The 19,168-nt window shown below is 72.0% G+C and carries 3 protein-coding genes; all 3 read left to right on the top strand.

The window, feature by feature from the left end:
• The first annotated feature begins 33 nt into the window (after positions 1 to 33).
• Positions 34 to 1,176, top strand: coding sequence for a cytochrome P450 (locus tag AB0395_RS18235; protein ID WP_366281924.1), 1,143 nt, complete (start codon positions 34 to 36; stop codon positions 1,174 to 1,176).
• A 37-nt stretch (positions 1,177 to 1,213) separates the two neighbouring features.
• Positions 1,214 to 11,554 carry a type I polyketide synthase gene (locus AB0395_RS18230; protein WP_366281922.1) on the top strand — a complete coding sequence of 3,447 codons (10,341 nt, stop codon included), beginning with the start codon at positions 1,214 to 1,216 and terminating at the stop codon, positions 11,552 to 11,554.
• Between the two features lie 79 nt (positions 11,555 to 11,633).
• Positions 11,634 to 19,168, top strand: a 7,535-nt coding sequence (locus AB0395_RS18225; protein WP_366281921.1) for an SDR family NAD(P)-dependent oxidoreductase, incomplete at its 3' end; no start/stop codon positions are given.

The following is a 19,168-nucleotide window of genomic DNA, read 5'->3' as shown; positions in this document are numbered from 1 at the left end:
CCGTTCCCACAGCCCCGTCCTGCGGGCTGCCCCATGGACCTGGCGCCGGAGTACGGCCAGTGGCGCGCCCGGCAGGGCCTGGTCAAGGTGCGACCGGCGGTAGGGGACGAGGCGTGGCTGGTCACCCGGCACGAGGACGCGCGTGCTGTGCTAGGTGACGTCCGATTCAGCTCTGACATGACCGCGCCGGGCTATCCGAAGATCTTCGTGCCGCCGCTGATCCTGCCCGGCGCGTTCATCGCCCTCGACCCGCCCGAACACACCCGGTTACGCGCCATGCTCGTGCGAGAGTTCACCACCCGCCGTATGCAGGCGCTGCGCCCGCGTGTGCAGGAGATCGTGGACACCACGCTGGACGTTCTGTCGGACGGGCCCGCCCCGGCCGACCTCGTCGCAGGCTTCGCCCGCCCGGTCACCGCGCTGGTGATCTGCGAACTGCTCGGGGTGCCTGCCGCCGACCAGAAACTGTTCCTGGGCTGGACGGAGACGCTGCACCGGCGGGACGTTCCGGTATCGGCGCACGAGGAGGCCAACCAGGCGCTGTTCGGCTACATGGAGGCGCTGGTCACCGCGAAGGCTGCCGAGCCGACCGAGGACCTGGTCGGCAGGCTGGTTGTCGAACGGGTGCGCACCGGTGAACTCAGCCAGGAGGAACTCGTCGCGTTCGCGCTGCTGCTGCTGGCCGGTGGGCTGGACACCACGGCCAACGTGATCGGCCTGAGCGCGTTGTCGCTGCTGCGGGACGCCGGGCAACTCGCCGCACTCGCGGCCGATCCCACACTGGTGGAGGGCGCCGTCGAGGAGATGATGCGCTTCCACACGATCACTCAGTGGGGTATCGGCCGCGCGGCCACCGCCGACGTTGAGGTGGGCGGCACCCTGGTACGCACGGGCGAGGGGCTGATCGTGCTGCTGCCCTCGGCGAACCGCGACGAGTCGGTGTTCCCCGACCCTGACCGGTTCGACGTCCGCCGTGATGCCCGGGGCCACTTGGCGCTGGGACACGGCGTGCACCACTGCATCGGGCAGGGGCTGGCCAGGCTAGAGCTCCAGGTGGCGATGGGCACGCTGGTGCGCAGGCTGCCCGGACTCGCGCTCGCCGAAGACATCGATCACGTGCGGTTCCAGGACGACATGTTCGTCTACGGCGTGCGCCGCCTGCATGTCACCTGGTGATCCGTTCGAGCGGGGGGCGATCTCATTGTCCAACGAGATGAATCAGCCGATCGCGGTCATCGGCCTGTCCTGTCGGCTGCCTGGGGCGGCCACTCCGGAAAAGTTCTGGCGACTGCTCGCCGAGGGGCGTGGCGCGGTCGGCGACATCCCGGCCGAGCGCCTCGGCGCACGGTTCCGCACCAGTACGGCCGAGGCGCCCGCCGGGGCACGGCGCGGCGGTTTCCTCGACGACGTGACCGGGTTCGACGCGGGCTTCTTCGGCATCGCGCCAAGGGCCGCCGCCGCAATGGATCCCCAGCAGCGCCTCGCGCTGGAGCTCGCCTGGGAGGCGCTGGAGGACGCGCGGATGGTGCCCGCGACGCTGCGAGGGCGCCGTGCCGCGGTGTTCGTCGGCGCCATCGCCGACGACTACGCGACTCTGCTCGCCACGCGCGGCTTCGCCTCGGTCACCAGCCACTCCATGGCCGGTGTGCAGCGCGGCATGATCGCGAACCGTGTCTCCTACGCGCTCGGCCTCCGTGGACCGAGCCTGACCGTCGACTCCGGGCAGTCCTCGTCCCTGGTGGCGGTGCACATGGCGTGTGAGAGCCTGCGCACCGGTGAGTCCGAGCTGGCACTGGTGGGCGGTGTGCACCTGAACCTCGCCGTGGACGTGGCGGCGCGGGCCCAGGCCTTCGGCGGCCTGTCCCCGGACGGGCGGTGCTTCACGTTCGACGCCCGGGCGAACGGGTTCGTGCGCGGCGAGGGCGGCGGGATCGTCGTGCTCAAGCCGCTGGCGCGGGCGCTCGCCGACAACGACCCGGTCCGCGCGGTGATCCTCGGCAGCGCCGTCAACAACGACGGCGGCGGTGAGCACCTCACCGCGCCCGACCCCATGGCGCAGCAGGAGGTTGTGCGGTCGGCCTGGCGGTCGGCCGGTGTCGGCACGGACCAGCTCGGCTACGTCGAACTGCACGGCACCGGCACCGCGGTGGGCGATCCGGCCGAAGCCGCGGCTCTCGGCGCTGCCAGGACCGGTGCCACCACCACGGTGCCGGTTGGCTCGGTCAAGACCAACATCGGTCACCTCGAGGGCGCGGCCGGAATCGCCGGCCTGATCAAGACGGTGCTGAGTGTCGGCCGCGGCCTGCTGCCCAGGAGCCGGAACTTCCGCTCGCCGAACCCGGCGATCCCGCTCGACGAGCTGAACCTGCGTGTACTGCACGACGCCGAGCCCTGGCCCGACGGTAAGCCCCGGGTGGCCGGCGTCAGCGCGTTCGGCATGGGGGGGACGAATTGCCACGTCGTGGTTTCCGAGTACCGGCAGCCCACGGTACCCGAAACCGCCGACGCCCCCGGTCCGTGGATCCTGTCCGGACGGGACGGGCAGGCGCTCGCCGCGCAGGCGTCGCGGCTCGCCGAGCACGTCCGCGACGCTGACAGGCCCAGGCTGGGCGATGTCGGATTCTCACTGGCCACGACCAGGACCGCCTTCGACCACCGTGCCGTCGTCACCGCGAACGACGTCGACGGCATGCTCGCCGGGCTCGACGCGCTGGCGGCGGGGGAACAGTCGGCCGCGGTACGCACCGGGATCGCCGGAGCGCCGCGGCGGGTCGCGTTCGTGTTCCCCGGCCAGGGCGGGCAGTGGCCGGGCATGGCCGTCGACTTGCTCGACTCCGACGAGACCTTCCGCGCCGCCATGCGCCGCTGCGCCGACGCGCTGGCCGTCTACACGGGCTGGGACGTCATCTCGGTGCTGCGCGGCGCACCCGGCGCACCCGGCATCGAATCCACCGACGTCGTACAGCCCGTGCTGTTCGCGGTGGCCGTGGCGCTGGCCGAGCTGTGGCAGGCCCACGGCGTCCGGCCCGCCGCGGTGATCGGCCACTCCCAGGGCGAGATCGCCGCCGCCTGTGTCGCGGGCGCACTGTCGCTGGAGGAGGCGGCACGCGTGGTGTCGGTGCGCAGCGCCCTGGCCACCGAACTGCTCGCCGGTCAGGGCGCTCTGGCCTCGGTCGTGATGTCCGCCGACGAGTTGCGTCCCCGACTGGAACGCCGGCCGGGGCGCCTGTGGCTGTCGGCGATCAACGGGCCGGGGTCGGTGGTCGTGTCCGGGCAGGCGGCGGCCGTCGGCGAACTGGTCGAGGAGCTGACGGCCCAGGGCGTACGGGCCCAGTGCGTCCCGGCGGCCTTCGCCTCCCACTCGCCGATGGTGGAGCCGCTCCGTGAACCGCTGCTGGCCAGGCTCGGAACGCTCACTCCCGTTTCTGGGCGGGTGCCGTTCTACGCGGGCGTGACCGGCGGCCGATCCGAAACCGACGTGCTGGACAGCGCGTACTGGTACCGCAACCTGCGTGCGCCCGTACGGTTCCAGCAGGCGACGGCGGCGGCGCTGGCCGACGGGATCGACACCTTCATCGAGGTCAGCCCGCACCCGGTGATGACCGTCCCGATACAGCAGACCGCGCAGGCCGCCGGTTACGACGCCATGGTGCTGCCGACCCTGCGCCGTGACGAGGGCGGCCTGGGCCGGTGGCACGCCGCGCTCGGCGCGGCCCACGTGCACGGCGTCGAGATCGACTGGCAGGCGGTCTGGCCAGGCAGCGGTGCCACAACGATCCCGTTGCCGGGGTACGCCTTCCAGCGCCGGCCCTACTGGCTCCACGGTGACCTCACCGAGCCCGTCGACCACCCAGCCGCCGACGTCGCGGCCCAGGTCACGGGCATCGCCGACAGGGGACGTCAGCGGATCACCAAACGCCTGGTCACCTCGACCGTCGCCGCCGCGCTGGGCCATGACGGGCCGGACGCCGTGCCCGCGCATCGCACCTTCCGCGAGCTTGGCGTGGACTCGGCCGTCGCCACGGAGATCGGCGCCCGTCTCACCGCCGCCACCGGTGTTCCCGTGCCCGCCACACTGCTCTACGACCACCCGACCAGCGAACGGCTGGCCGACTACCTCGCGGGCATCGCGGACGGACGCCCCGGCGCGGCCGATGAGGCACGCGGCACAACCCCCCAGGACGATCCGATCGCCATTGTCGCGATGAGCTGCCGCCTGCCCGGCGACGTCCGCTCGCCCGAGGAACTCTGGCGATTGCTCGCCGAGAGCCGTGACGCCATCGGCGACTTCCCCGACGACCGCGGCTGGAACGCCGCGGAGCTGTACGACCCCGACCCCGAGCGCAGCGGTCGGTCCAGCACGGACAAGGGCGGCTTCCTCTACGACGCGGGCGAGTTCGACGCTGCGCTGTTCGGCATCTCGCCGCGTGAGGCGCTGGCGATGGACCCGCAGCAGCGGCTGCTGCTGGAGGCGTCGTGGGAGGCGTTCGAGCGCGCCGGGATCGACGCCGGTTCGCTGCGCGGCACCAGGACGGGGGTGTTCGTCGGCGTCATGGACCAGCGCTACGGCCCCCGCTGGAACGAGGAGGCCGGCGGTGTCGAGGGCTTCCTGCTCACCGGTAACTCCGCGAGCGTGAACGCCGGCCGGATCGCCTACGCCTTCGGCCTGGAGGGACCGACGATCGCGATGGACACCGCATGTTCGTCCTCGCTGGTGGCCCTGCACCTCGCGGTCCGCGCGCTGCGGTCGGGCGAGTGCTCGATGGCCCTGGCCGGCGGGGTGACGGTGATGTCGACGCCCGAGATCTTCATCGAGTTCTCCCGGCAGCGCGGCCTGGCCGCCGACGGCCGGTGCAAGGCGTTCGCCGCCGCGGCCGACGGGACGGGCATGGCCGAGGGCGTGGCCATGCTGCTGGTCGAGCGGCTGTCCGACGCCCGCCGCCGCGGGCACCCCGTGCTGGCCCTCGTCCGTGGCTCGGCGATCAACTCCGACGGCGCGTCCAACGGTCTGACCGCCCCCAGCGGCACCGCCCAGCGCGACCTCGTCCGCCATGCGCTGGCCGACGCCGGACTCCTGCCGTCCGATGTGGACGCCGTCGAGGCGCACGGCACCGGAACCGCGCTCGGCGACCCGATCGAGGCGTCGGCGCTGCTGGACGCCTACGGCGGCGACCGGGAGCGTCCGCTGCTGATCGGGTCGCTGAAGTCCAACATCGGGCACACCCAGGCGGCGGCCGGTGTCGCCGGTGTGATCAAGATGGTGTGCGCGTTGCGGGCCGGGCAGCTGCCGCGCACCCTGCATGTCGACGCACCGACACCCGCGGTGGACTGGAGCCGGGGCTCGGTCCGACTGCTCACCGAGACCACCGAGTGGCCCGCGGGCCTGCGGCCCCGCCGGGCGGGCATCTCCTCATTCGGTATCAGCGGCACCAACGCCCATGTGATCATCGAGGAAACGCCGCCCGCTCCGGACGAGGTGCCCACAGACGCAGAGGAGCCGGGACCGCGTCCGTTCCTGCTGTCCGGCCACACACCCGCCGCACTGCGGGCCCAGGCCGCGCGGCTGCGCGAGTACCTCGACGCCGACGACACGATCCCGCTGCCCGACCTCGCCCGATCGTTGGCGACCACGCGTGTCCACCTGGACCAGCGCGCTGCCGTCATCGCCACCGACCGGGACGAACTGCTCGACGGGCTGGACGGCCTCGCGCGGGGCCGTACTCCGCAGAACGCGGTGACCGGACTGGCTCGGCCCCGCTCCGGTGTGGTGTTCGTGTTCTCCGGGCAGGGCGGCCAGTGGCCGGGGATGGCCGTCGACCTGCTCGACACGGCCCCGGTGTTCGGCGCGCGGATGGCCGAGTGTGCGCAGGCGCTGCGGCCCCTCGTCGGCTGGGACCTGTTCTCCGTGGTGCGCGCCGAGCCCGGCGCGCCGTCCATCGCCGAAACCGAGGTCCTGCAGCCGGTGCTGTTCTCCATCGCGGTGTCGCTGGCCGAGCTGTGGCGGTCCTACGGCGTCGAGCCCGAGGCCGTCGTCGGCCACTCCCAGGGGGAGATCGCCGCCGCCTGCGTGGCTGGCGCGCTCTCACTCGAGGACGCGGCGCGCGTGATCGTCGTGCGCAGCAGAATCGCCGTCGAGAGCCTGGACGACACCGGCATGGCGATCATCGCGATGTCCGCCGACGACCTGCGCCCCCGGCTGGCCCGCTGGGACGGCCGGATGTGGCTTTCAGTGATCAACGGCCCCACCTCGGTCGCGGTCTCCGGTGAGGGTCCGGCGCTGGACGAGCTGATCGATGAGCTGTCGGCCGAGGGTGTGAAGGCGCGCCGGATCCCCGCGGCGTTCGCGTCGCACTCGCCCGCCGTCGAGGTGCTGCGGGAACCGCTGCTGGCGCGATTGGAGGGCCTGCGGCCCCGCTCATGCGGCCTGCCGTTCTACTCCAGCGTCGCCGTCGAGGCCGTCGACACGGCGGGACTGGACCCGGAGTACTGGTACGGCAACCTGCGCCACACCGTGCGCTTCGCCGACGTGACCGGCCTGCTGGTCAGCGAGGGCTACCGGGTGTTCGTCGAGATCTCGCCGCATCCGGTGCTCACGCCGATGATCGAGGCCATCGCCGAGAAGGCCGACGTGGACGTGCTCGCCAACGGCACGCTCCGCCGCGACGAGGGCGACCTGCGGAACTTCCTCGCCGCCCTGTCATGGCTGCACACCAACGGCTTCGCCTTGGACACCACCGCCGTACTCGGCTCCGGCGGTACGCGCGTCGATCTGCCCACCTACGGGTTCCAGCGTTCGCACTACTGGCTGACCGGCGGCGACTCCCGTGCCCGGCGTGACGTGACAGCCGCGCGACGGCCGCGTGCCGAACGACCGGCCGCCCCGCAGGACCTCGTGGAGGTCGTCCGCGCCCAGATCGCCGATGTGCTCCGTGTGGCGGACGCCGGCGACGTGGACCCGGGCAAGGCGTTCAAGGAACTCGGTTTGGACTCCCTGACCGCGCTGGAACTACGCAACCGGCTCACCGCGGCCACCGGGATCACCGTACCGGTCACGGCGATCTTCAGCCACCCGACGGTGCACGACCTCGCCCGTTACCTCGGCGGAGCCGAGCCGGCCGTTGTGAGCGCGCCACCGGCGGTGGTGTCCGGCGAGCCGATCGCCATCGTCGGCATGGCCTGCCGGTTCCCCGGCGGAGTCAGCTCGCCGGAGCAGCTGTGGGATCTCCTCGAACGAGGTGCGGACGCGATCACGGGCCTGCCCACCGACCGCGCCTGGGACCTCGACCGGCTCCCGGAGTCGGTGCGATACGGCGGTTTCCTGCACGACGCCGCCAAGTTCGACGCGGGTTTCTTCGGGATCTCGCCGCGTGAGGCGCTGGCGATGGATCCCCAGCAGCGGCTGCTGCTGGAGACCTCGTGGGAGGCGCTGGAACGGGCCGGGATCGACGCCACGACACTGCGTGGCGACGGGGTCGGCGTCTTCGTCGGCGCCGTGGCCCAGGACTACGGCCCGCGGCTGCACGAGTCCTCACCTGACCAGGAGGGGCACCTGCTCACCGGCACCATCAACGCGGTCGCGTCCGGCCGCATCGCCTATGTGCTCGGCCTGGAGGGGCCGGCGATCACCGTGGACACGGCGTGCTCATCCTCGCTGGTGGCACTGCACCTGGCGGCGCAGTCTCTGTCGCTCGGAGAGTGCTCGCTCGCGCTCGCGGGCGGTGCCACCGTGATGGCCAACCCCGGTGTGTTCGTGGAGTTCGCGCGGCAGCGTGGGCTCGCGGCGGACGGCCGGTGCAAGGCGTTCTCCGCCGACGCGGACGGCACCAGCTGGTCCGAGGGTGTGGGGATGCTCGTGCTGGAACGGCTGTCGGACGCGCGGCGGCTGGGACATCGGGTGCTGGCGGTGGTGCGTGGATCGGCGGTGAACTCCGACGGCGCGTCCAACGGTCTGAGCGCGCCGAACGGCCTGGCTCAGCAGCGGGTGATCCGGGCCGCGCTCGCGAACGCCGGTCTGGCCGCCTCGGACGTCGACATGGTGGAGGCGCACGGCACGGGAACCGCGCTGGGCGACCCGATCGAGGCGGACGCGCTGTTGGCCACCTACGGCCGGGACCGTGACCGTCCGCTGTGGCTCGGGTCGCTGAAGTCGAACATCGGGCACACCCAGGCGGCGGCCGGTGTCGCCGGTGTGATCAAGTCCGTGATGGCGCTCCGGCACGGCGTGCTGCCTCGCACGCTGCATGCGGAGAGCCCGTCCTCGCACGTGGACTGGTCGTCGGGGGCGATCAGTTTGCTGACGTCGCCGGTGGAGTGGCCGGATCCGGGGCGTCCGCGTCGTGTCGGTGTGTCGGCGTTCGGGGTGAGCGGGACCAACGCGCATGTCGTGCTGGAGTCTGTTGCGCCGGATCCCGCCACGCCGTCCCGCGACGCGCCGGTGCCCGTGCTGCTGTCCGCGCGCACCCCGCGGGCCCTGGCGGCCCAGATCCGGGGCCTCCGGGACTTCGCCGCGTCCGGTGTGGACGTGCGGGACCTCGCCTGGTCTCTGGCGACGGCCAGAACCGCTTTCGAGTACCGAGCCGCCTTCGTGGCCGCGACACGGCAGGACCTGCTGGCCGGACTGGACAACGCGCACGGTGTCAAGGCCACCGGTGGCCGCCTGGCGGTGTTGTTCGCGGGTCAGGGCTCGCAGCGCGCGGACATGGGGCGTGAGCTGGCGGCGGCGTTCCCGGTGTTCGCCAAGACGCTCGACGCCGTCACCGAGACGTTCGGCACGGTCGCGGGGCGGTCGTGTGTCGAGGGGGACGTGTCGCGGACGGAGTTCGCCCAGCCCGCGTTGTTCGCCTTCGAGGTGGCCCTGTACCGGCTGCTGGAATCGTGGGGCGTGCGGCCGGACGTGGTGATGGGGCACTCGCTGGGTGAGATCGCCGCCGCCCACGTGGCGGGGGTGTTCTCTCTTGAGGACGCCTGCCTGGTCGTGTCGGAGCGGGCGCGGCTGATGCAGGCACTGGAACCGGGCGCGATGATGGCCCTGCCGGTACCGGAGGAACACGTACTCCCCGTGCTGGCCGGCCGGGTGTCGATCGCCGCGGTCAACGGCCCGGAATCGGTGGTGATCTCCGGCGCCGAAGGCGACGTCCTCACCGTCGCCCGCCACTTCGGGCGAGGGCGTCGTCTCCCCGTGGGACACGCCTTCCATTCACCACTGGTGGAACCCATGCTGAACGAATTCCACCGGGTGATGCAGCGGGTGGAGTTCCACCCGCCACACCTCACCCTGATCTCCAACGTGACCGGCGAGATCGCCGATCCGCAACGGGTCTGCACGGCCGACTACTGGGTGGAGCACGTACGGGCCGCGGTGCGGTTCGCCGACGGCGTCAAGGCGGCAGGCGCCGCGGTACTGTGCGAGATCGGGCCCGACGGCGTGCTATCGGGGCTGACGGGGGCGATCCCCACCCAGCGGGCCGATCGTCCCCAGGTGGAGTCACTGCTCGCCGCGATGGGTGAACTCTTCGCTCGCGGCGTCCGTGTTGACTGGCGCCAGGTGCTGGAGGAGGGGAACGTCGTCGACGTCCCGACGTACGCCTTCCAACGCGAACGCTACTGGCTCGAATCCGGGCGCAGGACGACGGAATCCACGGACAACCTGCTGTACCACCTCGCCTGGGAGCGGCTGGACGACCAACCCCCCACCGAGACCGGCGGACCATGGTTGCTGATCGCACCGATCGGATTCGAGCAGCACGACCTGATCCGTGCCTGTGCGACGCGGTTGGGCACCGGCACCGTCGAACTGTTCGTCGGCGCGGACGACGACCGTGCGTCGATCGCGCAGCGTCTCCGTGGGATTCCCGCGCCCTCAGGCGTCTTCTCCCTGCTGGCGCTCGACACCGTCCTGCACCCGGCGCACCCCGGCCTGGCCGTGGGCGGAGCGCTCACGCACCTGCTCATCCAGGCGCTCGGCGACGCCGAGGTTGAGGCGCCACTGTGGTTCGGCACGCGTGGCGCCGTCAGGGTCGGTGACGAACCCCTCGACGCCGTCGAACAGTGCGGTGTCTGGGCACTCGGCCGGGTGGCGGCCCTGGAACACCCGTTCCGCTGGGGTGGCGTGGTCGATCTGCCCGCGACGTTCGACGACCGTGCGGCCCAGCGGTTCATCGCCGTGCTCGGCGGCGGCGAGGACCAGGTGGCCATCCGCGCCGACGGCGTGTACGGGCGGCGGATCGCCCGTGCCGTCAGGAGCGGTGCCGCCAAGGGAGCCTGGCGTCCGCGTGGCACCGCGTTGATCACCGGTGGCACCGGGGGGCTGGGCGCGCAGGTCGCACGCTGGCTCGCCCGCAACGGTGCCGAACGCCTGCTGCTGGTCAGCCGCTCCGGACCGCAAGCCCCCGGCGTCGACGAACTCCTGGCAGAGCTGACGGAACTGGGCGCCGAAGCCGAGGCCGTCGCCTGCGACGTGACCGATTACGCCGCGCTGGAGACGGTGATCCGCCAAGCGCGTGAACAGGGCGCGGACTTCCGTACCGTCGTGCACGCCGCCGGGCTCGCGCAGCAGACGCCGATCGCCGACCTCGACCTGGCCGAGTTCGCCCGGGTCACCGCGGCCAAGGTGATCGGCGCAGTGTTCCTGGACCAGCTGTTCGACGACGACTCGATCGACGCGTTCGTGCTGTTCTCCTCCATCGCGGGGGTCTGGGGCAGTGGTGGCCAGTCGGCCTACGCGGCCGCGAACGCCTTCCTCGACGGCCTTGCCACGCTGCGCCGCGCGGCGGGTGTGCACGCGGTGTCCATCGCGTGGGGACCGTGGGCGGGCCGGGGCATGGGCGAGGACGACGACCTGGCCGACTACCTGCGCCGTCGCGGCCTGCGCGGGCTACGGCCGGACATCGCGCTGCACGCGATGCGCGAGGCCGTCGAAGGGGCCGGCTCGGAGGTGACCGTCGCCGACGTGGACTGGGATCGCTTCCTACAGGCGTTCACGTCCGCCCGGCCCTCTCCGTTGCTCGCCGCGTTCGCGCCCGTACCCGCGCGGACCGGCGAGGACGACAGCGTGCGGGGTGAACGTGGCGAGCTGTGCGCGCTCAGCGGGGCCGACCGGACGGTACGGCTGCGCTCGCTGGTGCGCAGCCAGGTCGCGAACACGCTCGGGCACGGCAGTGAGCAGGCGATCGACGTGGAGACGCCGTTCTCCGAGCTGGGCATGGACTCGCTGGCCGCGGTTGACCTGCGCAATGCACTCAGCTCTCGTATCGGGGTGCCGCTGCCGGTGACCGTGGCGTTCGAATGGCCGTCGGTGCTCGCGCTGGCCGGTCACCTGACCGAACTGCTCGGTGGGAACGACACGCAGACCACGCAAGAGGCGGCCGAAGACGCGGAGATCCGCGCGCTGCTGGCCGGCCTGCCGATCTCCCGGCTGCGGGAAGCGGGACTGCTCGACCGGCTGCTCGGCCTCGCGGCCGGGGACGCCCAGGGCGCCGCGCCGCAGGACGACAACATCGACACGATGGACCTCGAGGACCTGGTGCGGGCCGCGCTCGACGGCAAGCCCCGGTGAGTAACCCCCCTGTGCGCAAGCTCTCATGAGCAAGTCCCTGTGAGCAGGCCACCCGATTCCCTGTGATGGAGCAACGACCATGGCTGAGGACCGAGTCGCTGCGGCCCTGCGCGCCGCCATGAAGGAAACCGAGCGGCTGCGCCGGGAGATCGCCGAGATCACCGCCGCCCAGACCGAACCGCTCGCCGTCATCGGCATGAGCTGCCGGTACCCAGGCGGCGTGGCATCGCCCGAACAGCTGTGGGAACTGGTCGAGCAGGGCCGGGACGCGATCTCCCCGTTCCCGGCCGACCGGGGGTGGGCGACCGAGCGGATCTACGATCCGAACGGCGGCCCCGGCACGACCTATGTCCGGGAGGGCGGTTTCCTGCACGACGCCGCCGAGTTCGACGCGGCCTTTTTCGGGATCTCGCCGCGTGAGGCGCTGGCGATGGACCCGCAGCAGCGGCTGCTGCTGGAGACCTCGTGGGAGGTGTTCGAGCGCGCCGGGATCGACCCGAGGTCCGTGCGCGGCAGCCGGGTCGGTGTGTTCGTCGGCGCCGCGCACCAGGAGTACGGCGGCGATCCGGGACAGGCTCCGGAGGAGGTCGACGGCTACGTTCTGACCGGCATCGGCAGCAGCGTGGCGTCCGGGCGGCTGGCGTACGTCCTCGGCGTGGAGGGCCCGGCGATCACCGTGGACACGGCGTGCTCGTCGTCGCTGGTCGCGCTGCACATGGCCGGACGGTCGCTGCGGTCGGCGGAATGCACCGCGGCATTGGTCGCGGGTGTGTCGGTGATGTCCTCACCGCTGCCGTTCATCGAGTTCTCCCGGCAGCGCGGGCTGGCGGCGAACGGCCGCTGCAAGCCGTTCTCCGCGGACGCCGACGGCACGATCTGGGCCGAGGGGGTCGGCGTCCTGCTCGTCGAGCGGCTGTCGGAGGCGCGGCGGCTGGGGCACCGGGTGCTGGCCGTGGTCCGCGGGTCCGCGGTGAACTCCGACGGCCGGTCCAACGGGCTGACCGCGCCGAACGGCCGGGCACAGCAGCGAGTGATCCGGGCGGCGTTGGACTCGGCCAGGCTGTCCGCTTCCGACGTCGACGTGGTGGAGGCGCACGGCACGGGAACCGCGCTGGGCGACCCGATCGAGGCGGAGGCACTGCTGGCGACCTACGGCCAGGACCGTGACCGTCCCCTGTGGCTCGGCTCGCTGAAGTCCAACATCGGGCACGCACAGGCTGCGGCGGGTATCGGCGGCATGATCAAGATGATCATGGCCATGCGGCAGGGAAAACTGCCGCGGACTCTGCACGCCGCCGAACCGACGCCGCACGTGGACTGGTCGTCGGGGGCGATCAGTTTGCTGACGTCGCCGGTGGAGTGGCCGGATCCGGGGCGTCCGCGTCGTGCCGGTGTGTCGGCGTTCGGGGTGAGCGGGACCAACGCGCACGTCGTGCTGGAGTCGGTTGAGGAGGCGGCGGTCGGGCCGGTGCCGGAGCCTGGCCCGGTGCCGGTGGTGCTGTCCGGGCGTACAGCGGAGGCATTGACAGCTCAGGCCGGGAAGCTGCGGGACTTCGCCACCGACAAGGTCGGCCTGCGGGATGTGGCATGGTCGCTGGCGACCGCCCGTGCCGCGCTGGAACACCGCGCGGTGATCGTCGCCGCGGACCGCGGCGAACTGGTTGCCGGACTTGACGCTGTGCTCGGCGGGCACGCGGCGGCCGGTGTGGTGACAGGCAAGGCCATCGGCGGCCGTCTGGCGGTGTTGTTCGCGGGTCAGGGGTCGCAGCGGGCGGACATGGGGCGTGAGCTGGCCAAGGTGTTCCCGGTGTTCGCGGAGGCGTTCGGCGTTGTCACCGAGACGTTTGGCCGGGTCACGGGACGGCCGTGCCTTGAGGGGGACGTGTCGCGGACGGAGGTGGCGCAGCCGGCGTTGTTCGCGTTCGAGGTGGCGTTGTTCCGGCTGCTGGAGTCGTGGGGGGTGCGGCCGGACACGGTCATGGGGCATTCGCTGGGGGAGATCACCGCCGCCTATGTGGCGGGGGTGTTCTCGCTGGAGGACGCGTGTCTGGTGGTGTCGGAGCGGGCGCGGCTGATGCAGGGGCTGGAGCCGGGGATCATGGTGGCGTTGCCGGTGCCGGAGGAGCAGGTACGGGCGGTGCTGGCGGGGCGGGTGTCGATCGCCGCGGTCAACGGCCCGGAATCGGTGGTGATCTCCGGCGCGGAGCAGGACGTGCTGGCGGTCGCTCGCCGGTTCGAGCGGTGGCGCCGCCTGGCGGTGGGGCACGCTTTCCACTCACCGTTGGTGGAACCCATGCTGGAGGAGTTCCACCGGGTCATGCGGCGGGTGGAGTTTCATCCGCCGCACCTGACTTTGGTGTCGAACGTGACGGGTGGGATCGCCGATCCGGAACAGATCTGCACACCCGGCTACTGGGTGGAGCACGTGCGGGCCGCGGTGCGGTTTGCCGACGGCGTCGAGGCATCGGACGCCTCGGTACTGTGTGAGATAGGGCCCGACGGGGTGCTGTCGGGACTGACCGGAGCCATCCCGGCGCAGCGGGCCGATCGCCCCCAGGCGGAGTCACTGCTCGCCGCGGTGGGCGAGCTCTTCGTCCGCGGTGTGGACGTTGACTGGCGCCAGGTGCTGGGGCAGGGGAACGTCGTCGACGTCCCGACATACGCCTTCCAACGCGAACGCCACTGGCTGACCCCCTCCCGCCAGCGGGACCGCGACGGTCATCCGCTGCTCCCCGAGGTGTCCGACCTGCCCGGCGCCGACGGCACCCTGTTGCGTGGCACGCTGTCCGATACGGCGCCGGGATGGCTGGCCGATCACGTTGTGGCCGGTGAGATCCTCGTCCCCGCCACCGCTTTCCTCGACGCGGCCCTGTACGCGGGCGCACGCACCGGCTGTCCCCGCGTTGCGGAGTTGATCGTCGAGGCGCGCCTCGCGCTCTCGGCCGAAAGCCCGGTGCAGTGGCAGTTCTGGGTCGAACAGCCCGACGAGTCGGGCCACCGCGCCTTTACCGTACACGCGCGCCGCGGCGACCATCCCTGGATCCGTCACGCCAGTGGCACCCTCGCCCCGGCTGCCGAGCACCGTACCGTTGCCGACCTCACGGCGTGGCCGCCGCCCGGCGCCGAACCCGTCGATGTGGCCGATCTCTACCCGACGCTGGCCGCCGCCGAGTTCGACTACGGTCCCGCCTTCCAGGGACTGCGACGCGCCTGGCGGCGCGATGGCGAGGTGTTCGCCGAGGTGAGCCTCGACAACGGCGTCTCGACTACCCGGTACGGCCTGCACCCGGCGCTGCTCGACTCCGCTCTGCACGCGGCCGGATTGCTCGGCGGCACCACCACCGGACACCTGCCCTTCTCCTGGACCGACGTCACCATGCACGCCCCGAGCACCGACATGCTCCGTGTGCGCTTGTCACCGACGGATGGCCAGAGCATCGCGGTCGAGCTCGCGGACCCGACCGGCGTTCCGGTCGCTTCGGTGTCCGCACTGGCGCTGCGCGCCGTCCGACGCGACGACCAGCGGTTGTACCGCGTCGAGTGGACCGCGGCCCCGGCCGCGGAGTCCGACCGTGCCGAGGTCGAACCCGCCATCGTGGAACCCCGGTCCGTGGACGAGGCACTGGAACTCGTGCAGAACTGGCTGAAGCAGCCGAGCGGCACCCTCGTCGTCACCACCCGCAACGCCGTTTCAACCGGGGACACGGACCTGGCCGTCGACGTCGACGCGGCGCCGATCTGGGGGTTGCTGCGGACGGCGCAGGCCGAGCAACCCGGGCGCTTCGTCCTGCTCGACCACGACGGAAACCCCGACTCCACCGCGGCGATCGCCCGTGCGGTGGCCTGCGCCGAACCGCAGATCGCTGTCCGGCGGGGCGACGTCCTCGTGCCCCGGCTGGTACCCGTGACGGACGACGACGTGCTGCGGCTCCCCGTCGGCCACGAGTGCTGGCGTCTGGACGTGGCTCCGAGAGGGACGCTGGATGGTCTGACCTTCACGGCGGCCGACCGCGAGCCCCTCGGGACCGGCCAGGTGCGGATCGCGGTCCGCGCGGCCGGGCTGAACTTCCGTGACGTGTTGATCGCGCTGGACGTCTACCCTGGCGCCGCCGAGATGGGCAACGAAGCGGCCGGGGTGGTCACCGAGATCGGCCCCGAAGTGTCGGACCTGGCCGTCGGCGACCGGGTGTTCGGCATCGTGCCCGGCGCGTTCGGTCCCAGCGCGGTGGCGGATCGGCGGATGCTGGCCCGCGTCCCGTGCGGCTGGTCGTTCGCGAAGGCCGCGTCCGTGCCGATCGCCTTTCTGACCGCCCACCACGCGCTGCTCGGGCTGGCCGGCCTGCGCCGCGGGGAGTCCATACTGATCCACGCCGCGGCCGGTGGGGTCGGCATGGCCGCGGTGCAGCTGGCCGGCCACATCGGCGCCCAGGTGTACGCCACCGCCAGCCCGGCCAAGTGGGACGCGGTACGTGCGCTGGGCGTACCCGCCGATCGGATCGCCTCATCGCGCACCTTGGAGTTCGAGCAGCGGTTCAGCCACGGTGTCGACGTCGTGCTGGACGCGCTGGCCGGAGAGTTCGTTGACGCCTCGCTGCGCCTACTGCCGCATGGCGGCCGGTTCATCGAGATGGGCAAGACCGACCTGCGCGACCCGCAGGAGGTCGTCCGCACCCATCCCGGCGTCCGCTACCAGTCGTTCGACCTCACCGAAACCGGGCCCGACCGCGTAGCCGTGATGCTCACCGAGCTCGTCGGACTGTTCGAGTCCGGCGCGCTCACGCCGCTTCCGATCACCACCTGGGACATCCGGCGCGCACCCGCCGCGTTCCGCCACCTCAGCCAGGCGAAACACATCGGCAAGGTCGTGCTGACCGTGCCCGCCCCGCTCGACCCGGACGGCACCGTGCTCATCACCGGCGGTACCGGCGCGCTCGGCGGCCTGCTGGCCCGGCACCTGGTCGCCGAGCACGGGGTGCGCAGGCTGCTGCTGCTCAGCCGGGGCGGACACCCGCTGGAGCTGCCCGGCGCCGAGGTCGACGTCGTCGCGTGTGACGTCACCGACCGCGAAGCGCTCAAGGCCGTACTCGCGCGCGTCCCGGCCGTACACCCGCTCACCGCCGTGGTGCACGCCGCAGGCATCGTCGACGACGGGCTGGTCGAATCGCTGACACCGCAGCGTCTGCACGACGTGCTCGCACCGAAGGCGACCGCGGCCCAGCACCTGCACGACCTCACCGCGAACATGGACCTGGCCCAGTTCGTGCTGTTCTCCTCTGGATCCGGCATCCTCGGCAACCCGGGCCAGGCCAACTACGCCGCGGCCAACACGGCGCTGGACGCCCTCGCCCAGCGGCGCAGGGCCGAAGGGCTGCCGGCGCGCTCTCTCGCGTGGGGACCGTGGGACGTCGAGGGCTCGATGGCGGGCTCGCTGTCGGACGCCGACCGCGCGCGGCTGGCCCGCATCGGTGTCGTCCCGCTGTCCGCCGCAGAGGGACTCGAGCTGTTCGACGAGGCGTTTGGCCGCGACGAGGCCGTACTGGTGCCCATCGTCATCGACGGGTCCGCTCAGGATTCGCCGCTGCCGCACACTGCCCACCGGCGCGCCAAGCGCGCCACCACGACGTCCCTGGCGGGCAGGCTTCCGGCCATGTCGCGGGTTGAGCGGGACAGGGTTCTGCTCGACCTGGTCGTGGAGATCACCGCGACGGTGCTCGGGCACCGGGACGCGAGCGGCATCGATCCGGCACGGGAGTTCCGCTCACTGGGCTTCGACTCGCTGACCGCGGTGGAACTGCGCAACCGTCTCGACGCCGCCACCGGCCTGCGGCTGCCCGCGACGACCGTCTTCGACCACCCGACTCCTCACGCCGTCGCCGACCATGTGGGCTCGCTGCTGGATGCTCCCAGCCCGGCGGCGCCGCCTGCGGTCGTGCCGCCGGTGGCGCGGGTGGACGAGCCGGTTGCGATTGTGGCGATGGGGTGCCGGTTCCCCGGGGGTGTGGGGTCGCCGGAGGAGTTGTGGGCGTTGGTACGTGACGGTGTGGACGCGGTGACGCCGTTCCCGGCCGACCGCGGCTGGGACCTGACGAGGCTGGCGAACACCGATCCGGACCGCGTCGACACCAGCGTCACCCGGTTCGGCGGCTTCCTGCACAACGCCGCCGACTTCGACCCGGGGTTCTTCGGGATCTCGCCGCGTGAGGCGCTGGCGATGGATCCGCAGCAGCGGTTGCTGCTTGAGGTGGCGTGGGAGGCGTTGGAGCGGGGCGGGATCGATCCGTCGTCGCTGCGCGGTTCGGCGGCCGGTGTCTTCGTCGGCGCGTTCGCGCAGGAGTACGGCACGCAGTTCGAAACACCGGCCGAGCTCGCCGGGCACATGGGGACCGGCCGTGCCTCCAGCGTGCTGTCGGGGCGGATCGCCTACACGTTCGGTCTGGAAGGCCCCACCTTGACCGTCGACACGGCGTGTTCGTCCTCGCTGGTGGCGATGCATCTGGCGGCGCAGGCGCTGCGGTCGGGGGAGTGCTCACTCGCGCTCGCCGGCGGCGTGACCGTGATGGCCACCCCGGAGATCTTCGTTGAGTTCTCTCGCCAGGGCGGGCTGTCCGCGGATGGCCGGTGCAAGGCGTTCTCGGACGCCGCTGATGGCACCGGATGGTCCGAGGGTGCGGGCGTGCTCGTGCTGGAGCGACTTTCCGACGCGCGGCGCAACGGTCATCCGGTGCTGGCCGTACTGCGCGGTAGCGCGGTGAACTCCGATGGCGCGTCGAACGGGCTGACCGCGCCGAACGGGCCGTCGCAGCAGCGGGTGATCCGCGCCGCGCTGGCGAATGCCGGTCTGTCCGCCTCGGAGGTCGATGTGGTGGAGGCGCATGGCACGGGCACGCGTCTTGGTGATCCGATCGAGGCGCAGGCGTTGCTGGCGACCTATGGCCAGGATCGTGATCGTCCGTTGTGGCTGGGGTCGTTGAAGTCGAACATCGGGCATTCGCAGGCCGCCGCGGGGGTCGGCGGTGTGATCAAGATGGTGATGGCGATGCGGCACGGCGTCGTGCCCCGCACACTGCACGCCGACTCGCCGACCACCCAGGTCGACTGGCATGCGGGACAGGTCATGCTGGCCACCGAGCAGATCCCGTGGCCGTCGGCCGACCGTCCGCGTCGCTCCGCCGTGTCCTCGTTCGGCGTCAGTGGAACCAACGCGCACATCGTCCTCGAACAGGGGCCCGAGCCCGAACAGCCGCAGAGCCCGGGCGAGACGGCGCCGGTGCCCGTTCCGCTGTCCGCACGGACCGATCGGGCGCTACTGGAACTGACCGGCGCACTCCTCGCCCACCTGCGTGCGCACCCGGAACAGCCGGTGGCGAACGTGGCACGAGGACTGGCCCAGCGCTCGGCCTTCGAGTCCCGCTCCGTCCACCTCGTCGAGGACACCGCTCAGCTGATCGACTCACTGACCGCAACGGTTCTCGGCGAACCGGACCCCACGACCGTACTCGGCACGGCATCCCGCACTCGTGGCCCGGTTTTTGTGTTTCCTGGGCAGGGGGCGCAGTGGATCGGTATGGGGCGTGAGCTGCTCGCCTCGTCGCCGGTGTTCGCTGAGCGGATGGC

This window comes from Streptosporangium sp. NPDC051023 (assembly GCF_040689595.1).
GTDB lineage: Bacteria > Actinomycetota > Actinomycetes > Streptosporangiales > Streptosporangiaceae > Streptosporangium.
The sequence above is the reverse complement of the archived record's forward strand: the minus strand, read 5'-3'. Positions and strand labels throughout refer to the sequence as shown.